Origin of the sequence: Nonomuraea longispora, from assembly GCF_004348345.1 — a bacterium.
Classification (GTDB): Bacteria; Actinomycetota; Actinomycetes; order Streptosporangiales; family Streptosporangiaceae; genus Nonomuraea; species Nonomuraea longispora.
On record NZ_SMJZ01000025.1, the window covers coordinates 32,717 to 56,229 of the forward strand.

25 protein-coding genes are annotated in these 23,513 nt (G+C 69.1%); 4 read left to right on the top strand and 21 right to left on the bottom strand.

The features are described 5' to 3' along the window. Positions 1-98: 98 nt before the first annotated feature. The 3 genes from E1267_RS09645 to E1267_RS09655 form a co-directional block, all read right to left on the bottom strand. Positions 99-3,290 (bottom strand): LamG-like jellyroll fold domain-containing protein, encoded by a 3,192-nt coding sequence (locus E1267_RS09645; protein WP_246063666.1) that lies wholly within the window; start codon positions 3,288-3,290, stop codon positions 99-101. 275 nt (positions 3,291-3,565) lie between these two features. Then, entirely contained in the window at positions 3,566-4,270 is a 705-nt protein-coding gene (locus E1267_RS09650; RefSeq protein ID WP_132331981.1) for an alpha/beta hydrolase, read from the bottom strand. Between the two features lie 11 nt (positions 4,271-4,281). After that, positions 4,282-4,572 (bottom strand): ATP/GTP-binding protein, encoded by a 291-nt coding sequence (locus E1267_RS09655; RefSeq protein WP_132331940.1) that lies wholly within the window; start codon positions 4,570-4,572, stop codon positions 4,282-4,284. A gap of 140 nt (positions 4,573-4,712) precedes the next feature. Between E1267_RS09655 and nucS the strand changes: the two genes are divergently transcribed. From nucS to E1267_RS09670, 3 genes are all read left to right on the top strand, one after another. Continuing rightward, positions 4,713-5,375, top strand: coding sequence for an endonuclease NucS (nucS, locus tag E1267_RS09660; protein ID WP_132331941.1), 663 nt, complete (start codon positions 4,713-4,715; stop codon positions 5,373-5,375). Between the two features lie 222 nt (positions 5,376-5,597). Next, a complete protein-coding gene (locus E1267_RS09665) occupies positions 5,598-7,070 on the top strand; it encodes an aldehyde dehydrogenase family protein (protein ID WP_132331943.1) in 1,473 nt (490 codons plus the stop codon). A 144-nt stretch (positions 7,071-7,214) separates the two neighbouring features. Next, complete coding sequence (locus E1267_RS09670) at positions 7,215-7,757, top strand: TetR/AcrR family transcriptional regulator (RefSeq protein ID WP_246063668.1); 543 nt, start codon at positions 7,215-7,217, stop codon at positions 7,755-7,757. A gap of 122 nt (positions 7,758-7,879) precedes the next feature. Here the strand turns inward: E1267_RS09670 and E1267_RS09675 are convergent, their stop codons facing one another. From E1267_RS09675 to E1267_RS09690, 4 genes are all read right to left on the bottom strand, one after another. Beyond that, positions 7,880-8,197 carry an STAS domain-containing protein gene (locus E1267_RS09675; RefSeq protein WP_132331946.1) on the bottom strand — a complete coding sequence of 106 codons (318 nt, stop codon included), beginning with the start codon at positions 8,195-8,197 and terminating at the stop codon, positions 7,880-7,882. Positions 8,198-8,274: 77 nt separating this feature from the next. Continuing rightward, a complete protein-coding gene (locus E1267_RS09680) occupies positions 8,275-9,420 on the bottom strand; it encodes a sensor histidine kinase (protein WP_132331948.1) in 1,146 nt (381 codons plus the stop codon). Then, positions 9,421-10,530 carry an ABC transporter permease gene (locus E1267_RS09685; protein ID WP_132331950.1) on the bottom strand — a complete coding sequence of 370 codons (1,110 nt, stop codon included), beginning with the start codon at positions 10,528-10,530 and terminating at the stop codon, positions 9,421-9,423. Further along, positions 10,527-11,423, bottom strand: a complete 897-nt coding sequence (locus E1267_RS09690) for an ABC transporter ATP-binding protein (protein ID WP_132331951.1) — start codon at positions 11,421-11,423, stop codon at positions 10,527-10,529. Before E1267_RS09690 ends, E1267_RS09685 begins: the two co-directional genes overlap by 4 nt. 131 nt (positions 11,424-11,554) lie before the next feature. Between E1267_RS09690 and E1267_RS09695 the strand changes: the two genes are divergently transcribed. Then, positions 11,555-12,145 carry a cob(I)yrinic acid a,c-diamide adenosyltransferase gene (locus E1267_RS09695; protein ID WP_132331953.1) on the top strand — a complete coding sequence of 197 codons (591 nt, stop codon included), beginning with the start codon at positions 11,555-11,557 and terminating at the stop codon, positions 12,143-12,145. Positions 12,146-12,173: 28 nt separating this feature from the next. Here the strand turns inward: E1267_RS09695 and E1267_RS09700 are convergent, their stop codons facing one another. From E1267_RS09700 to E1267_RS09765, 14 genes are all read right to left on the bottom strand, one after another. Then, the gene (locus tag E1267_RS09700) at positions 12,174-12,554 is read right to left on the bottom strand and encodes a DUF2550 family protein (RefSeq protein WP_132331954.1); all 381 of its coding nucleotides are present in this window, start codon (positions 12,552-12,554) and stop codon (positions 12,174-12,176) included. 31 nt (positions 12,555-12,585) lie between these two features. After that, positions 12,586-12,987, bottom strand: a complete 402-nt coding sequence (locus tag E1267_RS09705) for a F0F1 ATP synthase subunit epsilon (protein WP_132331956.1) — start codon at positions 12,985-12,987, stop codon at positions 12,586-12,588. Positions 12,988-13,085: 98 nt separating this feature from the next. Next, complete coding sequence (gene atpD, locus E1267_RS09710) at positions 13,086-14,534, bottom strand: F0F1 ATP synthase subunit beta (RefSeq protein ID WP_132331958.1); 1,449 nt, start codon at positions 14,532-14,534, stop codon at positions 13,086-13,088. Between the two features lies 1 nt (position 14,535). Beyond that, positions 14,536-15,438, bottom strand: coding sequence for a F0F1 ATP synthase subunit gamma (locus tag E1267_RS09715; RefSeq protein WP_132331960.1), 903 nt, complete (start codon positions 15,436-15,438; stop codon positions 14,536-14,538). Between the two features lie 3 nt (positions 15,439-15,441). Beyond that, entirely contained in the window at positions 15,442-17,088 is a 1,647-nt protein-coding gene (gene atpA, locus E1267_RS09720; RefSeq protein WP_132331961.1) for a F0F1 ATP synthase subunit alpha, read from the bottom strand. 24 nt (positions 17,089-17,112) lie between these two features. Beyond that, positions 17,113-17,922 (bottom strand): F0F1 ATP synthase subunit delta, encoded by an 810-nt coding sequence (locus E1267_RS09725; protein WP_132331963.1) that lies wholly within the window; start codon positions 17,920-17,922, stop codon positions 17,113-17,115. After that, on the bottom strand, positions 17,922-18,473 hold the full coding sequence (locus tag E1267_RS09730; protein WP_132331965.1) for a F0F1 ATP synthase subunit B: 552 nt from the start codon (positions 18,471-18,473) through the stop codon (positions 17,922-17,924). The genes E1267_RS09725 and E1267_RS09730 overlap by 1 nt, the downstream gene beginning before the upstream one ends. Positions 18,474-18,502: 29 nt before the next feature. Continuing rightward, a complete protein-coding gene (gene atpE, locus E1267_RS09735; protein WP_132331967.1) occupies positions 18,503-18,742 on the bottom strand; it encodes an ATP synthase F0 subunit C in 240 nt (79 codons plus the stop codon). A gap of 69 nt (positions 18,743-18,811) precedes the next feature. Beyond that, positions 18,812-19,612 carry a F0F1 ATP synthase subunit A gene (gene atpB / locus E1267_RS09740; RefSeq protein ID WP_330849231.1) on the bottom strand — a complete coding sequence of 267 codons (801 nt, stop codon included), beginning with the start codon at positions 19,610-19,612 and terminating at the stop codon, positions 18,812-18,814. Positions 19,613-19,679: 67 nt separating this feature from the next. Beyond that, positions 19,680-19,895 carry an AtpZ/AtpI family protein gene (locus E1267_RS09745; RefSeq protein WP_236667649.1) on the bottom strand — a complete coding sequence of 72 codons (216 nt, stop codon included), beginning with the start codon at positions 19,893-19,895 and terminating at the stop codon, positions 19,680-19,682. A gap of 65 nt (positions 19,896-19,960) precedes the next feature. Beyond that, positions 19,961-20,383, bottom strand: coding sequence for a Cg1360 family ATP-synthase-associated protein (locus E1267_RS09750; RefSeq protein ID WP_132331969.1), 423 nt, complete (start codon positions 20,381-20,383; stop codon positions 19,961-19,963). Between the two features lie 130 nt (positions 20,384-20,513). After that, entirely contained in the window at positions 20,514-21,803 is a 1,290-nt protein-coding gene (locus E1267_RS09755) for a glycosyltransferase family 4 protein (RefSeq protein WP_132331971.1), read from the bottom strand. Between the two features lie 57 nt (positions 21,804-21,860). Next, positions 21,861-23,126, bottom strand: a complete 1,266-nt coding sequence (locus E1267_RS09760; RefSeq protein WP_132331973.1) for a serine hydroxymethyltransferase — start codon at positions 23,124-23,126, stop codon at positions 21,861-21,863. Between the two features lie 47 nt (positions 23,127-23,173). Further along, on the bottom strand, positions 23,174-23,513 hold a 340-nt coding region (locus E1267_RS09765), incomplete at its 5' end, for a hypothetical protein (RefSeq protein WP_132331975.1).

Here is a 23,513-nt window from a genome sequence, read left to right on the forward strand (position 1 = left end):
GATTCCAGCGGGATTCGGGCAGGTCTAACTCGCTATGCGGGTCCATGATCTCTCCCAGTGAGGTGCTGCTAGGGGGGCTTACTGGGTCGGTCGGGGACTTACTGGGCAGCCAATTGAGCGATCTGCTCGGCGCTGAGCACACCGTCGTACGTGCGGACGTCGTCAAGGGCACCCGGCCAGTAGCCGGTGAGGACACCCGCGGTCCTGGTCCGGCCCAGATGCAGCGGGCCGGTGGCGTTCCAGGCACTGATGTGGTCGGTCACGGTGGTGGTGGACAGGCGGCCGTTGACGTAGATGCGCAGCTCACCGGCCAGGGAGTCGTACACGCCGGCCACGTGCGTCCACTCCAGGGGGACGGGAACGGCGTCCGAGCGGGTGCGTACGAGGGCGGCGTCGTCGGTGTCGGCGGCGGCCATGCCGAGGGCCCACCGCCCCTGGTCGAAGCCGAGCTGGAAACCTGCGGCGCGGCTGCCGGTCTGGGCCACGGCCGCGGTGGCGCGGGTGGGAAGGTAGTCGAGCTGGATCCAGGCGGCGACGGTGAAGCCCGTCCTGGTGTTGACGGCCGGGGCGCTCGTCCGGGCGTGGCCGTCGACGCCGTCCAGCGCGAGCGCGCCGTCCAGCCACCCGTCCGTCCACGAGGCGGCTCCGGACAACGACGCGGCGGTCGCCCGGCCCGAGGAATCGGCGGCCGACGAGCCGGACCGCTCGTCCAGCCTCCAGTGGCCGACCAGCGTGGCAGCGCTGTTGACCAGATCGGCGACCTCGTCGGCGAACATGGCGCGGGCGTACACCCGCACCTCGTCGACGTCCCCATGCCAGTGGTCCGAAGCCGCCCCGCCGACCCTTCCGCGGCCGATCGTCAGGGGGCCTGTGGCGTTCCATGGTGGTGAGACGGCGACCGTGGACTCCAGCCTGCCGTTCACGTAGAGCGAGACCTGACCGGCCGCCGTGTCGTGGACGCCGGTGAGGTGGGTCCACTCGCCGAGCCGGGGCGCGGCCTGCGACAGGGCCCGGGTCACCGTCGCGTCGTCCGCGTCCGCGCCCGCCAGGCTCAGCGCCCAGCGGTTGTCGGCCTTGGCGTACTGCAGCGCGAACGCCCCCGTCCGGCCGCCCTCCTGGGTGACGGCCGTCGCGGAGCCGGCCGTGCCGGTCAGGCGGACCCAGGCGCTGACGGTGAAGTTGCGTGAGGTGTCGACGACGGGGCCGGACGTCTGGGCGTACGTGCCGGCCAGCGCCAGCGCCGAACCGGTCCTGCCGGACGTCCAGGTGGCCCCGTGCAGCGTCGCGGGGTGGGCCCCGGTGGCGTCGGCGGCCACGGCGCCCTGGCCGTCGTCCATCGTCCAGTGCCCGCTCGGCGGCCTGCCGGTGTTGACGTTGAAGACGTAGGTGCGGATCGGGCCGAGGTGGCCGGCGCGGTCCTTGCTGCGCACCGCCAGCACGTTGGGGCCGCTGTGGCGCGGCGTGAGCACGATCGAGGCCGTGCCGTCAGCGCCGGGCCGCGTCTCCGCCTTGGGGGTCGTGTCGAGGCCCCACAGGTAGGCGGCGACGTCGGGGACTCCGTTCGGCGCGAACGCGAACGTACCTGGCAGGCCCACGCCGTCGCTCCAGCCGTTCTCCGTGTAGTCGGGCGAGGAGACCTGCGGCTCCTTGCCGGGGGCCGTGGCGTCCACGGTGGCCTCGCACCAGGGGCTCCACGCGCTGGTGGCCGTGCCGTCCTCGGCGCGCACCCGCCAGCGGATCAGCGCCCCGTCGGAGAACAGGCTGTTCGGGATGGTGGCGGAGAACGCGCCGCCCGACGAGCCCAGCGGGGTGACGAACTCGCCCGACTTCACCCCGCCGTCGTCGTACCACTCGAACCGGCCCCTGACCGAGTTGTCGGCGTCCGTCAGTTTGGCCCACAACTTGGGCGTGTCGGTGCCGATCACCGGGCGGCCGTCGCCGGAGACGCACGCGCCGCCCGGGTCCGACCACAGGTCCGCGGCCACGGGTGCGTCGGGCGCAGAGCTGTACTCGACGACCAGGCTCGGGTTGTTCCTGAACTTCTTCCAGGCGTACTGGTCGGTCTCGCTGGTCGCGCGCAGGCCGATGGTGACGTTGGGCCAGTTCTTGGCGGCGGCGTCGACCACCTGCGGGGTGACGTCGAACTCGACCCCGCCGGGCAGGCACTTCGGTCCCCAGCCCTTGGCGACGTTCTTCGTGTCCAGTTTGGTGACCCACTTGGGCTGCTTATTCCAGGTGGTGCTCTTGCTGATGGTGTTGGTCGCCCACGCCTCGACCTTGCGGGCGCTGCACGAGTACGACCACGTCTCGTACGTGCGCAGCGTGGCCTTGAGGATCTCCTTGCCGTGGATGGCCGAGCCGGTGTTCATCTGGAAGAACGAGCGGTTCTTCTGCGACTCGACGTGGCCCACCCTGGCGACGTCGCTGGAGTTGAGGTAGTTGGAGTTGGGCCAGTTGCTCCAGACGGCCGTCCAGGCGTTGCGGGCGGCGGAGAAGTACGGGTCGAGGTAGACGGGGAAGCGCGTCCCCGGATCCGTCAGCATGTCCCTGTCGGGCCTGAGCCGCAGCCGGCCGCCCGCCAGCCGCACGTCCATCGTCGCCTCCCTCGCCTCGGGCGAGCGGCCCTCCTTGAGCGCCTGCGGGCTCGTGATGCCCTCGGAGTCCCACATCTTCGGGGTGGGCGCGACGAAGATCGTGCCGTCGTTGTCGTCGACCGCCTCCAGGTTGCCCGCTCTGTCGGCCTTCAGCGACAGGCCCGAGACCGTCAGCGGGAACGTCAGCTCGGTCAGCCCGGCCGCGGCGGCCCGCGACTTGACCACCAGGAGATGGGAGAACCCGTCCACGTCCGCGGTGACCTGGAGGTCCACGCCCGGCATGACCTCGGCGTAGGTGGCGGTGTCGCCCTGCAGCGTGGGCTTGGGCAGCGGGCCCGTCCACCCCAGCCGCATCGACTTGCCTCCGCGTGACAGGTCGGCCAGCGGGCCGCTGCCTCCGCCGGAGAACGTCATGCCGGCCGCCGTGGCGACCGGCTCGACGGCGCCGTCAGGGCGCACGCGGAGCGTCGTGTCGACGGGGACCCAGCGGTCGCCCTTGCGCACGCGTACGGGCCGGACGTGCAGCTCCATGGTGAGCCTGCCGTCGGGCTGGGCGAACACCTGGCGGGTCTCACTGCGCATCGAACCGACCTCGACCGGCCCGCCCGCGCGCCGGGCCATCACGAGCGCGGCCCCCTCGGTCTCCACTGGGACGTCCGCCCCGACGTTCTGCGTGACGTCCGAAGGGGCTGCCACCGGCAGCGGCTGCTGCTGCGCGGACGCCCCCTGAGGAACCACTAAGATCGTCGCCGATAACGCCGCTGCGGCCACGCCACGGATCACCCGCATACGTTCCTCGCCCACCCTGAGCAGGGGTTACGCGCGGGACGAGAGCACCCGGCGTCTCCACGATCTTCGGTTGACGATCGGATTCTCACCCCGGCTGATTCGATTGGTCCAGACTTCTGCTCATTCTGCTCAAAAAAATCTTCAGTGATCTTGCACACATGGAGGTATCCGCCAAGGCGGTCTCAGACCTCCGTCGGGAGCGGGCAGGCCCCCGGGTTCACCCGCCTGACGATCTCGTTCAGCGCCACGCGCACGTACGGCTCCCCCACCCACAGGTGCTTGGCCCCGTCGACCCCGACGACCTCAGCCTGCGGGACCCGGGCGAACCGCTCACGTGCCTCCTCGGGCCGCAGGTAGTCGTCGAACTCCGGCACCAGGGCGACCAGCGGCCGGCCGAACCTCGCCCAGGCGTCCAGGTCGTCGTCCGTGGCCCGGTGAAGCGGAGGCGAAAGCAGGATCGCGCCCTCCACCAGGGGATCGTGCGCCCACTTCAACGTCAGCTCGGTGCCGAACGACCAGCCGACCACCCACACGTGCGGCAGATCATGGAACTCGGCGTACTCAAGGGCGGCGGCGACGTCGAACCGCTCACCCTGGCCCCCGTCGAACGTGCCCTCAGAGGTGCCGCGCTCCGACGAGGTGCCGCGTGTGTTGAAGCGCAGCACCGCCAGGTCGGCGAGGGCCGGCAGCCGGTTGGCGGCCTTCTTGAAGACATGGCTGTCCATGAAACCGCCGTGAGTGGGCAGCGGATGCAGCGTGACAAGCGTGGCCGCGGGAGGCCGGTCTAAGGGCAGGGCCAGCTCGCCGACCAGGGTCAAGCCGTCGCCGGTGTGCAACTCGATGGGCTCTCGCCGGGCCGGCAGCACGGTCGCCGCGCGAATCTCCACCATGGGTCCTCTCAGTAACGGCTGCGGCCTGGGCCGCGGTCGAGTCTCTTACGCCAGCAGGCCTGGTGCCAGTGACGGCGTTCCTCGTCGCCGCCCGGCCAGGCCGGCCAGGCCACGATGTGCGGGGTGCCGCTGCGGATCTCCTGGTCGCAGCCCGGGCAACGGTAGTTTTTCGTGGAGGACGAGCCGGTCAGCATGCGCACTTTCCAGGAACCGTCGGGCCATTCCTCCACCTTGTCCAGGCCCGTCGGGAAGCCGAAAGGGCGGGAGGACTCCCTGCGGCGGGCGCGACGCGGGCTCATCGGCGCGGAAAACCCCTCACGCCGGCGGCCGCCCCTGCTCTCGCCGTCGCGGCGGTGCCCGCCATCGTGCCGAGCCCGGCCACACCCACCCGTTCGAACGCCATGCGACCAGTTTTCCAGAGCCGCTAAGGTGGGGCGTCATGCGGTTGGTCATCGCGCGGTGCAGCGTGGATTATGTCGGACGGCTCACGGCCCACCTGCCGATGGCGCCGAGACTCGTGCTGATCAAGGCGGACGGCAGCGTGAGCATCCACGCCGACGACCGCGCCTTCAAGCCGCTCAACTGGATGAACCCGCCGTGCAAGCTCAAGGAGGACGGCGCGACCTGGACGGTCACCCACGGCAAGACCGGCGAGAAGCTCGTCCTCACCATGGAGGAGATCCTCCACGACTCCAGCCACGAGCTGGGCGTCGACCCCGGGCTGATCAAGGACGGCGTGGAAGCCCACCTGCAGGAGCTCCTCGCCGAGCACATCACCACGCTGGGTGACGGCTACTCGCTGATCCGGCGCGAATACATGACGGCGATCGGGCCCGTCGACATCCTGTGCCGCGACGGGCTCGGAGCGACGGTGGCCGTCGAGATCAAACGCCGGGGCGAGATCGACGGCGTCGAACAACTGACCCGCTACCTCGAACTGCTCAACCGCGATCCCCTGTTGTCGCCCGTGCGCGGCATCTTCGCCGCACAGGAGATCAAACCCCAGGCGCGCGTCCTCGCCTCCGACCGCGGCATCGACTGCGTCACCCTCGACTACGACTCTCTCCGCGGCATCGAGCCCGAGAACCCGACCCTCTTCTGAATGCTGCTTCACGGCACCGCCGTGGCCGGCTTTCAGCTCCTTTACGGCACCGCCGTGGCCGGCCACCCGCCGCACTTCGGCTGACGGCCCTCCAGGAAACGGCCTCTGACCCTTCAGCGGTGACCCGCCGCTACGGCGCGCTCTGCGGGCCCTGTAAGTGGTGGCCTCCAGCCCGCGCGGGTGATTGTGGTCAGTGGGTGGTGGGCGGTTTATGGTGACGCCATGGCGACGCTGACGTTCGACTCACTCAATCCGGCGACCGGCGAGACCGTCGGAACCCACCCCAACCAGGCTCCCGAGGCCGTGCGCCAGGCGGTGGGGCGGGCGGAGGAGGCCGCCCGGTGGTGGGCCGCGATCGGGGCGGCCGAGCGCAGGCGGCGGCTGCTCGACTACAAGGCGGTCGTCACCCGGGAGCTCAGGGCCCTGGCCCGGCTGGTGCACGAGGAGACGGGCAAACCGGTCGGCGACGCCACGCTGGAGCTCGTCCTCGCCATCACGCACCTCGACTGGGCCGCCCGCAACGCGGCGAAGGTGCTGGGCCGCCGCCGGGTCGCCACCGGCATGATCGGCCTCAACCTGACCGCCACCCTCGAATACCTGCCGCTGGGTGTGGTCGGCGTGATCGGCCCGTGGAACTACCCGGTGTTCACCCCGATGGGCTCCATCGCCTACGCGCTCGCCGCGGGCAACGCGGTCGTGTTCAAGCCGAGCGAGCTCACCCCTGGCATCGGCGTGCGCCTGGCGGAGTTGTTCGAGGAGTCCGTTCCTGAGCACCCGGTGCTGCAGACCGTGACGGGGCTGGGCGAGACGGGGGCGGCGCTGGCCGCCGACCCGAGGGTGAAGAAGGTGGCGTTCACCGGCTCGACCGCCACGGCGAAGCGGGTCATGGCGGCCTGCGCCGAGAACCTCACGCCGATCGTGGCCGAGTGCGGCGGCAAGGACGCGTTCATCGTGGACGCCGACGCCGACCTGCGGGCCGCGGCCGACGCCTGCCTGTGGGGCGCGATGTCCAACGCGGGCCAGACCTGCGTGGGCGTCGAACGCGTCTACGTGGTCGACGCCGTCTATGACGGCTTCATGCGCGAGTTGTCCGAGCGGGTGGCGAACGTGCGGGCGGGCGAGCACTACGGTCCCATCACGATGCCCGGCCAGGTGGACATCATCAAGCGGCACATCGACGACGCGGCCAAGTCGGGGCGCCTGGTGGCCGGCGGCACGGGCGCCGTGCGGGCGCCGTACGTCGACCCGGTGATCGTGGAGGACGTGCCCGAGGACTCCCCCGCGGTGCGGGAGGAGACGTTCGGGCCGACCATCACCGTGCGGCGCACCCGAGACGCGCACGAGGCGCTGGAGCTGGCCAACACCTCGGCCTACGGGCTGGGCGGCACGGTCTTCTCCAGGAACGCGCGGCGGGCGACGGAGCTGGCCCGCAGCATGCGTACGGGGATGACCGCCATCAACTCGGTGATCACGTTCGCGGGGGTGCCGGCGTTGCCGTTCGGCGGGTTGGGCGATTCGGGGTTCGGCCGGATCCACGGAGCCGACGGCCTACGCGAGTTCGCCAGGCCCAAAGCGATCTCACGGCAGCGCTTCGCGATACCCGGGATGAACCTGACATCGTTCTCACGGGGGCCCGCGGAACTTGAGCGGCTGATCAGGCTTGTCACGTTCTTGCACGGACGACGTAAGAGATAATCGCCGCGCTCTTTCCCAGGACCGATCATCCGTCCATAATTGTGTGCTCTGGGGGCCACGATCATGTTGGACGGGTGGAATGTGAACCGGTCTTACCGGGGAATGTCGGCTGAGCAAAGGCTGGCGGACAGACGAGAGCGGCTGATGACGGCCGCGTACACGCTATACGCGAAACCGGGTTTCGCGGCCACGACCATCGAAAGGTTGTGCTCGGAGGCGCGGATCTCGAACCGGGCCTTCTACGAATGTTTCGGCGGTCGCGAGGAGCTCCTTCAGGCGTTGCACGAACGCTGCGTCGAGGAAAGCCTGGCCGTGGTGGCCAAGGCGCTACAGGAGGCGCCCCCCACGCTGGCGGGCCGGGTCGAGGCGGGGATCCGCGCGTACGTCGAGTTCGCCACCGCCGACTGGCGCCGGGCCCGCATCATGCACGTCGAGGTGCGCAGATCGGGAGACGTGCTGGCCATGTCCCGCCAGCGGGCGGTGGACTCGTTCTCCAGGCTCGTGGAGGAGGCGTCCGCCGATTTCCCGCAGGCCACCCCGCTCAATCGGCACTTAGTGGCGCTGGGCGTCATTGGCGGGCTGCAGGAGTTGCTCATCGAATGGCTGCTCTCCGACGACCAACCGACGATCGACGAACTCGTCACCGTCGCGGTGCACATCTTCAACCGCAGTCTCGGCCCGGGCTGACTCATATCTTGCTCTTTAGCGCGACGATTCAGAGCGGTATCACGGACAGCCGTAATCTGTATTTTGTCTAAGCCAAGAAAGAGCGGGCAACGGCTGATCGTTGCCCGCTCCGATATGTCAGCTCAGGCCACCGCGGCAGCGGGAACCTCCACGTGCAGCACCCGATTCAGCCGGGTCACCGCGAGTATCCGCATGATCCGCGGGGGCACCCCCCGAAGAACGAGGCGACGTTGCACGCTCAGCGCGCGCCGATGCGCTCCCACGAGCACTCCGAGACCGGTCGCGTCGATCATCTCGAGCTTGGAGAGATCGAGGATCAGGTCGCCTTCACCGGCGTCGAGAGCCTTGTGCAGGTGCTCACGCACCCCCGCCGACGTTCCGGCGTCGAGCCGGGCCCCTATCCGCACCACCTGGGCTCTCGGATTCCCCCGGACGCGCATGTCACCTCCTCAGTCACGCTGCGAGCAGGTCGCCGACCAGCGCGAACAGCGCCGGAGAGACCTCCCGCACACCTCTCCTACCCACGTATCGGAAGTGACACGACCGCGTTCAGCACGAACTCGCCATCACCCGCCGGCTGGGCGTTCACCGTCCCGCCGGCGGCGGCCAGCCGCTCCCGCAGACCCGCCAGGCCGCTCCCCAGGTCGCCGCCCGGGCGCTCGGCGACCCCGTCGTTGCGCACCTCCAGCTCCGCCTCGTCCTCGGTGAAGCGGATCGTGATGTGGCAGAACGTCGCGACGCTGTGCTTGAGCACGTTGGTCACCGCCTCGCGGACCGCGTAGGCGAAGGCCGGTGAAACCCCGTCAGGCAGCTCGCGGTGGGGCAAGCGCATCTCGCAGCGGACCCCCGCCGCTTCGAGTACTCCCTTCACGCTATTCAGCTCGGCGTCCAAGTCAAGCTCACGGTAGCCGCGCACCGCCTGGCGCAGCTCCCTGAGCGCCTTCCTGGTCAGCGTGTTGACCTCCACCATCTCGGCCCTGGCCGCGCCGGCGTCCTTGTCCGACAGCCGCACAGCGAGCTCGGTCTTGACCGCGATGGCCGACAGCTGGTGCCCCACGGTGGCGTGCAGGTCCCTGGAGAAGCGCAGCCGTTCCTCGGCCAGCGCCAGCCGCGTGTGCGCGTCACGGCCCTCATGGGCCTCCATGGCCAGCCTCCAGATCAGCAGCCACACCCTGCCGGACGGTGGCAGGATGACGCACCAGAGACCGTAGAGCAGGGCGTAATAGCCGAACCCGCGATCGGCGAACATGCCGGCAGGCGCCGTGACCAGGGCCAGCGTGACACCGGCCACCCAGGTCCCGGCCATCTGCAGGACGAGCGTGCGGGTGGAGACGCCGAGCATGGCGACGCTCAGCCAGGCCATGAGCACGAAACCCCAGCCGATCGGGTCAGCCCCTCCCGCGCCGGCCGCGACCAACGCGAGAACCGCCGCCACCACCACCTGCCTGGTGGGGTAGCGGCGGTCCAGGATCGCGTCGGCCATGCGCAGGCAGAACCAGGTCAACCCGGCGGCGGCGAGCAGCGCAGGGCCGGCCCGCCACCACGACAGCACGCCCTCCACGTGCGCCTCCACGGACCAGACGGCGATGAGCACCCACATCATCAGCACGCCCGAGCCGATCATCGCCCAGGTGAGCCGCCGCGCCCGCTTGATCGGATCCATCTACTTCGCGCGCAGCACGTCGCCGAGCTTGAGGCGGGCTCCCGTCCGCAGCACCGCACGCTCGTAGATCTTGGCCCCGAAGGCCAGCACCACGGGCACGGCCAGGAGCATCGCCCCCATGGACACGGCCACCTCCCACAGCGGCACCTCGGTCGCCGCCATCCGCACCGGCATGACCATGGACGAGAACGGCGGGATGTACGACACGACCGTGGCCAGCGTGCCCGTCGGGTCGTTGGTCGCGTAGAAGGCGACCAAGTACGCGATCATGATGAGCATGGTCAGCGGTGTCAGCACCGAGCCCACCTCCTCCTGCCGCGAGACCAGCGACCCGAAGGCCGCCGCCAGCGCGGCGAAGAAGAGGTAACCGAGCACGAACCACACCAGCACCGCCGCCACCAGTCCGGGAATGCCGGGCGGGAAGTCTGTGGCGATGCCCGAGGCCATCGCCGAGCCGAGCCCGACGACCAGGATCGTGACCATGTTGATCAGGCCCAGCGTGCCCAGCCCCACGATCTTGCCGCCGAGCAGTTGCCACGGCCGCACGGTGGAGAGCAGAATCTCGACGATCCTGCTGCCCTTCTCCTCCACCACGCCCATGGCCACCATCATGACCTGGCCTATGATCAGCATGAAGAGCACCAGGACGAGCACCACGGCGATGCCGGTGCGCGCCGACTCGTACCGCGTGTCGGCTCCCACGGACTGCATCTGCAGCGGCGGGATGGAGACCCCGGCGGCGCCCAGCTTGACCTCCCGGTTCACGCTCTGCAGAAGCACGCCGAGCTCGCCGTCGACCTGACCGTCCGTCAGCACCTTGGTCCCGTTGACCAGCACCGCGTCCACGTCGCCGTCGACCACCGCCTGCGTCGCCGCGTTCTCGTCGGGGAACTGCCGCCACTCGAACTTCGTGTCCGGCGCGGCGGCCTGCAGCGGAAGCTGCTGGGAGTTGACGGTGCCCAGCGTGTACGAGTCCTCGCCGCCCAGCACCTTGGGAGCGAAAGAGACCGCCGCCACCAGCACCGCCGTGATGAGCAGACCGATGACGAAACCCTTGGTCCGCAGCTGCGTCATGATCTCCCTGCGGGCGACCAGCATCAGTCCGTTCACGCCACGGCCTCCTTGAAGATGTCGGTGAGGCTCGGCTGCTCGGCCCCGAAGTGTTCGACGCGCCCGGCCTTCACGGCGCGGCGCAGAATCTCCTGGTCGTCGCCGCCGGTACAGCGCAAGATGTGCCGGTCCCCGTCGACGGTGACCGTGCCCGGCAGCCCGTCCGCCCAGCCGGGCGCCGGGTCCCTGACGACCACGCGCAGCTCGCCGGCCTCGGCCGCCCGCAGGCCGGCCACCGTACCGGCGGCGACCATCCGTCCGGCCGAGACGATGCCCACGGAGTCGCACAGCCGCTCCACCAGCTCCAACTGGTGGCTGGAGAAGATCACCGGTACGCCGCCCCTGCACCGCTCCTGCAGCACCGTGGCCAGCGCGTCGACCGCGATCGGGTCGAGCCCGGAGAACGGCTCGTCCAGAATGAGCAGTTCGGGGTCGTGCACCAGGGCCACGGCGAGCTGCACCCGCTGCTGGTTGCCCAGGGAGAGGGCCTGCACCGCGTCGTTCCTGCGCTCGGTCAGCCCCAGCTGCTCCAGCAGGTCGTCGGTGGCCTTCTTGACGGCTGCCGCGCTCATCCCGTGCAGGCGGCCGAAGTACTCGATCTGCTCGCCGACCCGCATCTTCTGGTACAGGCCGCGCTCCTCCGGCATGTAGCCGAAGCGCCGCCGGTCGCCGGGGCCGATCGGCTCGCCCCGCAGGCTCACCGAGCCGGAGTCCGCCTGGAGCACGCCCATCACGATGCGCATCGTCGTGGTCTTGCCGGCGCCGTTCGCGCCGACGAACCCGAACATCTCGCCAGGCCGTACGGTGAAGCTGATCCCGTCCAAGGCGATCTTGGCTACCGGGGAGCCGGGGCTGCCCGCGAAACGCTTGCGCAGCTCGTTGATCTCGAGCATCAGGTCATCTCCTTCGTCATGGGGTCAATAGTGGCTTTCACCCGGGTTCTCGAACCAGTCGCCGAAATCACGGGCCCGATGTGGATCCCGCGTACGATGTCGATGACATTTGTCACGAGTACGCTGAGGCCATGACGCGCGCCGACAAGGACAAGCCGGTCGTCCTCTCCCGCATCTACACCCGCACGGGCGACGACGGCACCACCACGCTGAGCGACATGAGCCCGGCCCCGAAAACCGACCTCCGGCTCGCCGCCTACGCCGACGTGGAGGAGGCCAACGCCCACCTCGGGGTGGCGCTCTCGCACGGCACCCTGCCCGCCGACCTCGCGGAGGTGCTCGTACGCGTGCAGAACGAACTGTTCGACGTGGGGGCCGACCTGGCCACGCCGGTCGTGGCGAACCCCGACTTCCCGCCGCTGCGGGTGGAGCAGTCGTACATCGACTGGCTGGAGACGCAGTGCGACCGCTTCAACGCCGGCCTCAAACCGCTGCGCAGCTTCATCCTGCCCGGCGGCGACCCCGCCACGGCGGCGCTGCACGTCGCGAGGGTCACGGTGCGCAGAGCCGAACGTACGGCCTGGGCCGCGCTGCAGGCGCACGACGACATGAACGTGCTGACCGCGAAATACCTCAACCGGCTGTCGGACCTGCTCTTCATCGCCTGCCGGATAGCCCACGCGGGCAACGAGATTCTCTGGAAGCCCGGCGGCACCCGCTGAACACCACCGCCAGGCCCCGAGGGCAGGTTCAGGCGACGTCCAGGTAGGCGCTGGGCGGCGCAGACTCCAGCCAGGCGAGAAAGCCCGTCAGCGCGTCGGCGCTCATCGCGATGGACACGCCCCGCGTGCTACCACTGAGGTCCACCGCGAACATCCCGCCCTCGATCTCACGGCGGGGAGAAACGACGAGGCCGCGCCTCGCGATCGCGTGGCGCGGCCTCAGTCGCACACCCAGAAGCGGGATCCAGTGGAGCTCCCCGTCGGCGTAGCGGGCTACGCCGCTCTGCCAGGCCCGCTCCCCCACCCGCAGACGACAGGGCACGCTGCCGCGCGAGCGGGTCAGCGTGACCCAGCGCAGGACCACGAGGGCGGCGAACAGCACCAGGACCACTACAACCGTCGCCATCATGCCGCCCCCTGAGCCCCGTTTGGAATATGTGTTAAACCTCTTCGCCCGCCGCGCGCAGCCGAGCCCTGGCGCGCTTGGCCTCGATCGCGGCGTCGGCGTCCTCCTGATTGGCCTCGATCGAGGCCTGGGCCCGGTCGAGAGCGTCACGGGCAGCCGCGACGTCGACCTCGGAACCGAGCTCGGCCACCTCGGCGAGCACGGACACCTCGTCGTCGGCCACGGAGATGAAGCCTCCGTGCACGGCCGCCGCGAGATCGCCCTCGCCCTCACGCTTGATGCGCAGCACGCCGCCCTCGACGAGCACGCCGAGCACAGGTGCGTGTTGCGGCATAATACCGATCTCGCCGTCCACGGTCTTGGCAATCACCATGTCGGCCTCGCCCGACCAGATCTCACGCTCGGGTGAGACAACCCCTACGCGTAGCTTCGCCACTTGTGTAGGTTCCTTTCCGATCAGGTGGTGGCACGGCGGGCGGCCGTACCACCACCGTAGGTCCGGGCTCGCAGAGCTCGCCCTTCAACTGGGGCGATTTAGCGGCGCTCGAGTTCCTTGGCCTTGGCCACGGCCTGCTCGATGCCACCGACCATGAAGAATGCCTGCTCGGGGAGGTGGTCGTACTCGCCCGCGCACAGGCCCTTGAAGGAGGCGATGGTCTCGTCCAGCGGGACGGTCTCGCCCGGCTGGCCGGTGAACGCCTCGGCGGCGTACATCGGGTGCGACAGGAACCGCTCGATGCGGCGAGCCCGCTGCACGGTGACCTTGTCCTCCTCGGACAGCTCGTCGATGCCGAGGATCGCGATGATGTCCTGGAGCTCGCGGTATTTCTGCAGGATCCGCTTGGTCTCCTGGGCCACCCGGTAGTGCTCCTCGCCCAGGATCTGCGGGTCGAGGATCCGGGAAGAGGAGTCGAGCGGGTCCACCGCGGGGTAGATGCCCTTCTCCGAGATCGGCCGGGAGAGCACGGTCTGCGCGTCGAGGTGCGCGAACGCGTTGTGCGGGGCCGGGTCGGTGATGTCGTCGGCGGGCACGTAGATCGCCTGCATGGAGGTGATCGAGTGACCTCGCGTCGAGGTGATGCGCTCCTGCAGCACACCCATCTCGTCGGCCAGCGTGGGCTGGTAACCCACGGCGGACGGCATACGGCCGAGCAGGGTCGAGACCTCCGAACCTGCCTGCGTGAAGCGGAAGATGTTGTCGATGAAGAGCAACACGTCCTGCTTCTGCACGTCGCGGAAGTATTCGGCCATGGTCAGCGCCGACAGCGCCACGCGCAGCCGGGTGCCCGGCGGCTCGTCCATCTGGCCGAAGACGAGCGCGGTGTCCTTGAGGACGTCCGCCTCCTCCATCTCCAGCCAGAGGTCGTTGCCCTCACGGGTGCGCTCGCCCACCCCGGCGAAGCACGAGGTGCCGCCGAAGTTACGGGCGACGCGGCGGATCATCTCCTGGATGAGCACTGTCTTGCCCACGCCGGCGCCGCCGAACAGGCCGATCTTCCCGCCCTGCACGTAGGGCGTGAGCAGGTCGATGACCTTGATGCCGGTGACAAGCAGCTCGGTGCGAGACTCGAGCTGGTCGAAGGCCGGGGAGGGACGGTGGATGCCCCACCGTTCCTCGATCTTGAGCGACGCGGTGGGCACGTCGAGCGTCTCGCCCAGCGCGTTCCACACGTGGCCCTTGACGACGTCGCCGACCGGCACCGAGATCGGGCCGCCGGTGTCCTGCACCGCCTGGCCGCGGACCATGCCGTCGGTGGGCTGCATGGAAATGGCGCGCACGAGGTTGTCGCCCAGATGCTGGGCCACCTCGAGGGTCAGGGTCCTGGTCTCGCCGCCGAGGGTCACCTCGACCTTGAGCGCGTTGTAGATCTCGGGCATCGCGTCGACGGGGAACTCCACGTCGACGACCGCGCCGGTGACACGTGCCACGCGGCCTGTGCCGGCCGCCGCGGCTTCCACAGTTTCAACAGCCTCTGCAGTCATTTCACTCTTTCCCCGCTGCGGCGTCAGCGAGCGCGTTGGCCCCACCGACGATCTCGCTGATTTCCTGGGTGATCTCCGCCTGGCGAGCCTGGTTCATCTCCTGGGTGAGCAGCCGCATCAGCTCGTTGGCGTTGTCGGTCGCGGACTTCATCGCGCGCCGCCGCGCGGCCTCCTCGGAGGCCGCCGACTGCAGCAGCGCCGTGAAGATCCGGGACTCGACGTAACGCGGCAGCAGCGACTCGAGAACGTCGCCCGCGGTCGGCTCGAACTCGAAGTAGGGCGGGATCGCGGTGGTCTCCGTCGCCTCGGTCTCCTCGACCTCGAGCGGCAGGACCCGCTTGACCACGACGTTCTGGGTCAGCATGGAGACGAACTCGGTCGAGACGATGTGGATCTCGTCGATCCCGTTGTCGTCCTTGAACGAGTCGATCAGCGTCTGCGCGATCTCCTTGGCGTCGGCGTAGGCCGGCTTCCTGGAGAAGCCGACCCATTGGCCGCCCATCTCACGCTGGCGGAAGGTGTGCCAGGTGACACCCTTGCGCCCGGTGACGAACGGCACGACCTCCAAGCCGCGGCCCTCCAGCAACCCGCGCAGGGCCTCGGCCTCGCGCAGGACGTTGGCGTTGAAGCCGCCGCAGAACCCGCTGTCGCTGGTGACGATGAGGACACCCGCCCTCACGGGGTTGTCCTTCGCCACGGTCAGCGGATGATCGACGCTGGCCGCGTTGCTGACGACGCCGGTGACGGCGCGAGTGATCTCACGCTCGTACGGCAGCGCCGCCTGCATCCGCTGCTGCGCCCTCACGATCCGTGAAGAGGCGATGAGCTCCTGGGCACGCGTGATCTTCGCGGTCGACTTGACCGAGTTGATCCGCCGCCGCAGCAGCCTTAGCTGGGCACCCATGACCTACTTCTCCGCCCGACGGACGACCTTCTTGATCTTTTCCTGGCCGACCTCTTCGGCCTCCAGCGGCGCCACCGGTTCGTCCTTGACCAGCAGCTCGCCCGAGGAGGTGGTGAAGCCCTTCTTGAACTCCGTGATGGCGTCCTTCAGCGCGGTCGCCGTGTCGTCCGTGAGCTCGTTGGTCTCACGGATGGTGTCGAGGATGCCCTTGTGCGAGGACTGCAGGAAGTCGAGGAACTCCGTCTCGAAGCGCCGCACGTCGTCGACCGGCACCTCGTCGAGCTCGCCCGTGGTGCCGCCCCACACCGACACGACCTGCCGCTCGACGGGGAACGGTTCGTACTGTGGCTGCTTGAGCAGCTCCACCAGGCGCTGACCGCGTTCGAGCTGGGCCTTGGAGGCCGCGTCGAGGTCGGACGCGAACGCCGCGAAGGCCTCCAGGTCGCGATACTGCGACAGCGACAGCTTCAGCGTGCCCGCGACCTTGCGCATGGCCTTGACCTGCGCGGAACCACCGACTCGGGACACCGAGATACCGACGTTGATGGCCGGGCGCACACCCGCGTTGAACAGGTCGGTCTCGAGGAAGCACTGACCGTCGGTGATGGAGATGACGTTGGTCGGGATGAACGCCGACACGTCGTTGCCCTTGGTCTCGATGACCGGCAGGCCCGTCATCGAGCCGCCGCCCATGTCGTCGGAGAGCTTGGCGCAGCGCTCCAGGAGCCTCGAGTGGAGGTAGAAGACGTCGCCCGGGAAGGCCTCGCGGCCCGGCGGGCGACGCAGCAGCAGGGACACGGCGCGGTAGGCGTCGGCCTGCTTGGTCAGGTCGTCGAAGACGATCAGAACGTGCTTGCCCTGGTACATCCAGTGCTGGCCGATGGCCGAGCCGGTGTAGGGGGCAAGGTATTTGTACCCCGCGGGGTCGGAGGCGGGAGCGGCCACGATCGTGGTGTACTCCAGCGCGCCGGCCTCCTCCAGGCGGGCCTTGACCTGCGCGATCGTCGAGCCCTTCTGCCCGACCGCGACGTAGACGCAGCGCACCTGCTTCTCAGGGTCGCCGGACGCCCAGGCCTCGCGCTGGTTGAGGATCGTGTCGACCGCGATCGCGGTCTTGCCGGTGCCGCGGTCGCCGATGATCAGCTGGCGCTGGCCGCGGCCGATGGGCGTCATGGCGTCGATCGCCTTGATGCCGGTCTGCAGCGGCTGCTTCACCGGCTGCCGCTGGACCACCGAGGGGGCCTGCAGCTCAAGGGCCCGTGAGCCCTCGGCCTGGATGGCGCCCTTGCCGTCGAGCGGGTTGCCGAGGGGGTCGACCACGCGACCGAGGAAGTCGTCGCCGACGGGCACGGACAGGACCTCGCCCGTCCTGCGGACCGTCTGGCCCTCCTCGATGCCGCTGAAGGCACCCAGAATAACGGCACCGATCTCGCGGGTGTCGAGGTTAAGTGCCAGGCCGCGCGTGCCGCCCTCGAACTCGAGCAGCTCGTTCGCCATCGCCGAGGGAAGGCCGGAGACATGGGCAATGCCGTCGCCGGCGTCGACGACGGTCCCGATCTCCTCGCGCGCGGCGCCTTCCGGTTCGTACGCCTGGACGAAGCGCTCAAGCGCGTCCCGGATCTCGTCCGGCCGGATCGTAAGCTCCGCCATCTCTACTCTGTCTCCCTATTCGCCTTAGCCGGCCAACCGGCGGCGGACTTCTTCGATTCGTCCCACAATGGTGGTGTCGATGATCTCGTCGCCGATGCGGACCGAGAACCCACCGAGCACTCGCTTGTCCACCTCGACGTTCAGGTGCACGTCACGGCCGTAGGAGGTGCTCAGCCATGCCACGAGGCGCCGGCGCTGCGCGTCGGTCAGCTCGACCGCGGTGCGCACCACCGCCACCAGGCGCCGGCGCTGCTGTGCCACGAGGTGACCGACCTCTTCCAGGCCCGTCTCCAGGCTACGTCCTCGCGGGTGCAGCACCAGCTGGTTGATCAGGCGCAGGCTGGTCGGGGCCACCTTGCCGTCGAGCAGCCCGCGCAGCAGCTCCTGCTTGCCCGCCTCCGGCGCGCCCGCGTCGGTGAGGGCCCGGCGCAGCTCCGGGTTGGCGGCGACGATGCGGCCGAAGCGGAAGAGCTCGTCCTCCACCTCGTCGAGCCTGGACTGGCTCTCCGCTTCCGCGGCCGCGGCGGCCACGCCGAGCCGTTCGAGCACGTCGGCCAGGTCACCGGCGCGCGACCACCGGGCCGAGACCGCGGTCTCGACGGTGGCCAACGCCGCCTCGCTGATCTTGCCGGTGAGCAGCGCGCGGATGGTGCCCGCCTTCTGCTCGCCCGACCTGGACGGGTCGGACAGGGCACGACGCAGGCCGTGCTCGCGGTCGAGCAGGTCCGCGACCGCGAACAGCTCGTCGGAGAGCGTGCCGAGGTCGGCACCGCCGGCGACCGCGTTGAACCGCTCCTCGACCTCGGCCAGCGACGTCCTGCTCAGGCCCCTCATTAACGCACCGCCTGCGCGTTGGAGCTTTCCAGCTCGTCAAGGAACCGGTCGACGATGCGGCTCTGCCTCGCCTCGTCCTCGAGCGACTCGCCGACGATGCGGCCGGCGAGGTCGGTCGACAGGCGGCCGATCTCCGCGCGGAGCTGTGCGAAGGCCGCCTGGCGGTCCGCCTCGATCTGCGCGTGCGCGGCCTCGACGAGACGCCGGGCCTCGGCCTGGGCCTCCTCGCGGAGCTCGGCCTTGATCTGCGCGGCCTGCTCGCGAGCCTCCTCGCGCAGCCTGGCCGCCTCCTGCCTGGCCTCGGCCAGCTGGTCGCGGTATTCCTGCTGCAGGACCTGTGCCTGGGCCTGCGCTTCTTCCGCCCTCTTGATGCCGCCCTCGATGGCGTCCGTACGTTCGGCCAGCGTCTTCTGGATGCGCGGGACGAGGATCCTGCCGACGACGAAGAGAACGACGAGGAAGGAGAAGATGCCGACGACGAGCTCGTACGTGTGCGGGATGAGGGGATTGGCGCCCTCCTCCTGCGCGAGGAGCGTAGCTGCCATAGTCATGGATGCAGCCTTTCGTCAGGTGGGGAACGTCAGGCCGCGCCGATGTTCTGGAAGATGAACGGCGCGACAAGACCGATCAGGGCAAGGGCCTCGGTGAGGACGAAGCCGAGGAGCATGTTCTGGCGAATCAGGCCGTACGCCTCCGGCTGGCGGGCGATGGCCTGCACGCCCTGACCGAAGATGATGCCGACGCCGATGCCGGGGCCGATGGCGGCGAGACCGTAACCGATGGCGGTGACGTTGCCGGAGACCTCAGCGAGAACGCTCATTACTGTTTCCTTTACTGGACGGCCGGTGAGCGGAGTCTCACCGGTCTGGCTTGTGCCGGTCTGTGCTACTCAGTGTTCCGGGTGCAGCGAGCCGCCGATGTACATCGCGGCCAGCATGGCGAAGAGGAACGCCTGCAGGTACTGGATGAAGATCTCCAGGCCCGTGAGCAGAATGGTCATCACCACGCCCACGACGCCGACGGGCGCACCGAGCGGGGTCAGCTTCTCGAACAGGAACCAGAAGCCCACCATGCTGAAGAAGGCCAGCAGCATGTGGCCCGCGAACATGTTCGCGAACAGTCGCACCGCGTGCGTGAAGGGCGCGATGATCATGTTCGACAGGAACTCGATCGGGGCCAGCAGGAAGTAGATCGGCTTGGGCAGGCCCGGAGGGAACATCATGTTCTTGAAGTAGCCGACGCCGCCCTGGTGCTTGATGCCGAGATAGACCTTGAGGCCGTAGATCACGAGGGCCAGCACGGCCGGGAAGGCGATGTGCGAGGCGACGGGGAACTGGAGCACCGGGACGACGCCCATGAGGTTCCAGACCAGCACCAGGAAGAACACGCTGACCAGCAGGCCCATCCACCGGTCGGCGTCCTTGCCCAGGAACGGCCGGGCGACCTGGTCGCGGACGAACATGTAGCCGAGCTCGACGGCGTTCTGGACGCCTCGCGGCACGAGCTTGGGCTTGGCGAAGGCCGCCCATGTCACACCGATCACGAGGACGGCGCTGAGCATGGCCAGCAGCACCGGCTTGGTGAACCAGTAGACCCCAGGAATGATGGGGGGCAGGTTGAACAGCTCTTCTGGCGTAGGCGCCCCGAATTGATCGCCAGCGGGAGCGAGGAGGACCGTCAGCGCATTCACGCGGCGTTCCCTTCAACGTCGTAGTGGATCACAAGAGTTTCCTCAGCGAAGTGGTTGCTGCTCCGGGCTAGCGACCGAACTTCCGGTAGACCAGGTAGCCTCCGAGCACAACCCCGAGGACCACGCCTATGGGGAAGAACGCGGACATGCCCAACCACCGGTCCAGCAACCATCCGAGGCCGCCGTAGATAGCCATCCCGGCGAGTAGTGAGCTGGGGACTGACCACATGGCGTCGGCGAAGTCGCGACCGTCGTTTTCTGGTCGGCGTTCCTGTGCGCTCATCGCGGGCCCGACGATAGCAGGCGAACAGAGGACTAGTCATATCGGACCCCGTCCGGGCAGGAGCGTCATGCGTCGCCCTTTCCCGGCGCGCCGGCCTCGGGGTCGACGTAGAGCATCTTGGTCTTCATGAAGGCGCGGACCTCGAAGCCCGTCCAGACGAGGGTGCCGACCACGACGGACCACGCGAAAGCCTGCGTGTTCCAGGCCGTGGTGTCACGGAAGGCGGACAGCACGGCCATGATGGCCAGGACCTTGACGAGATAGCTGACCATCGCGGCGATCGCCATCATCTGCGGGGAGACCCGGGCAGCGTAGGACACCACGACGACGCTGATGCTGAAGAAGATTCCGACGAGCAGGGCGCCCATGGCCGCGCCGAGCGCGCCCTTGCCGCCCGCCGACAGGAAAGCGACCAGCACGGCGACCACCCCGACCACAGAGGTCGGAATCGCGGCGCTTTTGAGGACGCGCACGTCATTGGCCTGCATCGGTGCTCCATCAGCCTGTTGTCAAGCGAGCGTTTGCTACCTCCAGAACCGGTAGGCCTGGAGTCCCTGCTCGTGAAAGATATCACAAGCTCACAGAAGGCCGCTTTTACCTGCCGTTTCTAGTTCGCGATCACGAACGCCCTGGATGTGCGGGAATGACCGGATTGCCCTCGACTGACGAGCGGCCCTGAGACGCCGGGCCGTCTCCGGGAGGCGGCATGCGCCGCCTGACCTGCGGTTCCGGCGGAACCGGCGGCATCGGGCCCGTGGGCGGACCGTCGTCGTCAGGGTCGTCACGCGACGCCGTGCGCGCCCCGCCCCTGCGCCGCCAGCGCGGCAGGGCCATCAGCACCAGAACGGCCAGCGCGAGCACGATGACCACGGGGAACAGCAGGACCGGCACGCCGATCGTGGACATGCCCACGATGCCGAAGGCGAACAGGAACGCCCAGGCGTACATGATGAGCACGGACCTGCGGTGCGAGTGGCCGATGTCCATCAGCCGGTGGTGCAGGTGACCGCGGTCGGGCGCGAACGGCGACAGACCGCGCGAGGTGCGCCGCACCACCGCGGTGATCAGGTCGACCAGCGGCAGCACCAGCACCGCCGCCGGCAGGAGCAGCGGCAGCAGCACCGGCACCTTGTTCATGCCCTCGATGATCGCCGGGTCGAGCGGCGTCACGGTGACGATCGACGAGGCGAGCACGAGCCCGATCAGCATGGCCCCCGTGTCGCCCATGAAGATCTTCGCCGGATGGAAGTTGTGCGGCAGGAACCCCAGGCACGCGCCGATGAGCACGGCGGCGATGGCGGCCGTCGTCGTGATGCGGCCGCCGCTGATCTCGTCGGCCAGAAAGATCGAATAGGCCCAGGTGGCCATGCCCGCGATGCACACGACCCCCGCCGCCAGGCCGTCGAGCCCGTCGACGAAGTTGACCGCGTTGATGGTCACGACCACCACCATGATGGTGATGACGGTGCTGAGTGTGTAGTCGAGGCTGGTGGAGCCGCCCCAGTCCTGCGGCAGCGGGATGTAGAGGAGCCGCAGGTCGAAGAAGACCAGCACGCCGGCCGCCGCGATCTGCCCGGCGAGCTTGACGAAGGCGTCCATGCCCCACCAGTCGTCGAGGAAGCCGGTGAGCGTGATGAGCCCGCCCGCGACGATCAGCGCCGTGACCGCGTCGCCGTCGGAATCCGCCAGCGCCGCGCCCGTGTGGGTGAGCCTGCTGGCCACGAGCAGCCCCACGACCAGACCGCCGTACATCGCCAGGCCGCCCAGCCTGGGCGTCGGCGTGGTGTGCACGTCGCGCTCGCGAACCTCGGGCATGGCGCCGATGCCGATGGCGAGGCGGCGCACGAGGGGCACCAGCAAGTAGGTCACCGCTGCCGAGATGAGCGCCATGAAGAGGTATTCGCGCACGAACCTAGTTTCCCGGATGCTCCGGCCCGCTGTGACCGGAAAACGACACAGACCCGCTCAAAATTCGCTGAGATATGGCTGATGAATGGCAAGAAGGCCCGCCACCCTTGCCCTGACCTCCTCCGCAGCGCCCGGATCACGCACGACCCTGGCCACCAGGGACCCCAGCTCCTTCAGCTCCTCGGGCCCCATGCCCTGCGTCGTCACACACGGCGTGCCGACCCTGATCCCCGACGTCACGGCCGGCGGCTCGGGATCGTACGGGATCGCGTTGCGGTTGAGCGTGATGCCCGCGGCCGCGCACCTCCGCTCCGCCTCCACGCCCGTCACCCCGGCCCCACGCAGGTCGACCAGCACCAGATGTGTGTCGGTACCCCCGGACACGGCCCGCATGCCCTCCGCGTCCAGCGACTCCGCCAGCGCCTGCGCGTTCGCGATCACCTTCCTGGCGTAACCCGCGAACTCCGGCCGCGCCGCCTCCGCGAACGCCACCGCCTTGGCCGCCACCACGTGCATGAGCGGCCCTCCCTGCACGAACGGGAACACCGCCCGGTCGATCCGGCCGGCCAGCTCCCGCGTGCACAGGATGGCGCCGCCGCGCGGCCCGCGCAGCGCCTTGTGCGTGGTGAAGGTCACGACGTCCGCGTACGGCACCGCCGACGGGATCGCGCCGCCCGCCATCAACCCGATCGGATGCGCCATGTCCGCCAGCAACCACGCCCCCACCTCGTCCGCGATGCCGCGGAACGCCGTGAAGTCGATCAGCCTCGGGTACGCCGTGGCGCCGCACACGATCAGCTTCGGCTGGTGCCGCAGCGCCAGGTCCCGCACCTCGTCGTAGTCGATGAGTTCGTTGTCACGACGCACACCGTACGACACGACGTCGAACCATCTTCCCGAGAAGTTCACCTTCGAGCCGTGCGTGAGATGGCCGCCGTGCGGCAACGCCATCGCCAGCATCGTGTCGCCCGGCTGGAGCAGCGCCGCGTAGGCGGCCAGGTTCGCCGAGGCGCCGGAGTGGGGCTGGACGTTGGCGTGCTCGGCGCCGAACAACCGGCACGCCCGCTCGATCGCCAGCCGCTCCGCCCGGTCGACGACCTCGCAACCGCCGTAGTAGCGCCTGCCCGGATAGCCCTCGGCGTACTTGTTCGTCAGCGTCGAACCGAGCGCGGCCAGCACGGCTGGAGAGGTGAAATTCTCGCTCGCGATCAGCTGGATCCCGACGCGCACACGTTCGAGCTCGTCCAGCAGAACCTGCGCGAGCTCGGGATCCTGCCTGCGCAGCAGCCCGAAGTCGGGACCGTAGTAGGGTTCCGCACCCATTTTCCCACTGTACGACCTTCACGAAAGAAGACGCCCGCACTCCCCCGTCACTGGAACGCGTGCGGCGCGTTCGCCGTCGTCTGGACCCACCTCGGTGTGTCCGCGGCCTCATCACTGATCGCCGTCAACACGGCATGCCGGTAGGCCGACAGCCTGGTGCGCCACTCCCGGATGTCCTTGACGTAGCGCTCACCCACCGGGGCCTCCCACGTCTGCGGGCTCTTGGCCAGCGCGTACGCCTTGTCCAGGACCGTCTTGAGCTCCTCAAGCCGCGGCAGGACGGTGTTCCATGCGACGACCAAACGCTGGTAGTCGGGATTGAACTCCCAGGCCCGCTGCGGGTCGTCCAAAGGGCCCGTCGAGCTGATGGGCGGGGTCTCACCGTGC

Coding starts and splice junctions, on each gene's coding strand:
- E1267_RS09690 (WP_132331951.1), bottom strand. CDS start 11,423: ATGCTCGAGATCAACGAGCTGCGCAAGCGTTTCGCGGGCAGCCCCGGC.
- E1267_RS09675 (WP_132331946.1), bottom strand. CDS start 8,197: ATGCGCGTCCGGGGGAATCCGAGAGCCCAGGTGGTGCGGATAGGGGCC.
- E1267_RS09700 (WP_132331954.1), bottom strand. CDS start 12,554: ATGATGGCGACGGTTGTAGTGGTCCTGGTGCTGTTCGCCGCCCTCGTG.
- E1267_RS09665 (WP_132331943.1), top strand. CDS start 5,598: ATGGCGACGCTGACGTTCGACTCACTCAATCCGGCGACCGGCGAGACC.
- E1267_RS09730 (WP_132331965.1), bottom strand. CDS start 18,473: ATGACTATGGCAGCTACGCTCCTCGCGCAGGAGGAGGGCGCCAATCCC.
- E1267_RS09655 (WP_132331940.1), bottom strand. CDS start 4,572: ATGAGCCCGCGTCGCGCCCGCCGCAGGGAGTCCTCCCGCCCTTTCGGC.
- E1267_RS09715 (WP_132331960.1), bottom strand. CDS start 15,438: ATGGGTGCCCAGCTAAGGCTGCTGCGGCGGCGGATCAACTCGGTCAAG.
- E1267_RS09670 (WP_246063668.1), top strand. CDS start 7,215: ATGACGGCCGCGTACACGCTATACGCGAAACCGGGTTTCGCGGCCACG.
- E1267_RS09750 (WP_132331969.1), bottom strand. CDS start 20,383: ATGCAGGCCAATGACGTGCGCGTCCTCAAAAGCGCCGCGATTCCGACC.
- atpE (WP_132331967.1), bottom strand. CDS start 18,742: ATGAGCGTTCTCGCTGAGGTCTCCGGCAACGTCACCGCCATCGGTTAC.
- E1267_RS09745 (WP_236667649.1), bottom strand. CDS start 19,895: ATGAGCGCACAGGAACGCCGACCAGAAAACGACGGTCGCGACTTCGCC.
- E1267_RS09695 (WP_132331953.1), top strand. CDS start 11,555: ATGACGCGCGCCGACAAGGACAAGCCGGTCGTCCTCTCCCGCATCTAC.
- E1267_RS09760 (WP_132331973.1), bottom strand. CDS start 23,126: ATGGGTGCGGAACCCTACTACGGTCCCGACTTCGGGCTGCTGCGCAGG.
- E1267_RS09725 (WP_132331963.1), bottom strand. CDS start 17,922: ATGAGGGGCCTGAGCAGGACGTCGCTGGCCGAGGTCGAGGAGCGGTTC.
- atpA (WP_132331961.1), bottom strand. CDS start 17,088: ATGGCGGAGCTTACGATCCGGCCGGACGAGATCCGGGACGCGCTTGAG.
- atpD (WP_132331958.1), bottom strand. CDS start 14,534: ATGACTGCAGAGGCTGTTGAAACTGTGGAAGCCGCGGCGGCCGGCACA.
- nucS (WP_132331941.1), top strand. CDS start 4,713: ATGCGGTTGGTCATCGCGCGGTGCAGCGTGGATTATGTCGGACGGCTC.
- E1267_RS09680 (WP_132331948.1), bottom strand. CDS start 9,420: ATGGATCCGATCAAGCGGGCGCGGCGGCTCACCTGGGCGATGATCGGC.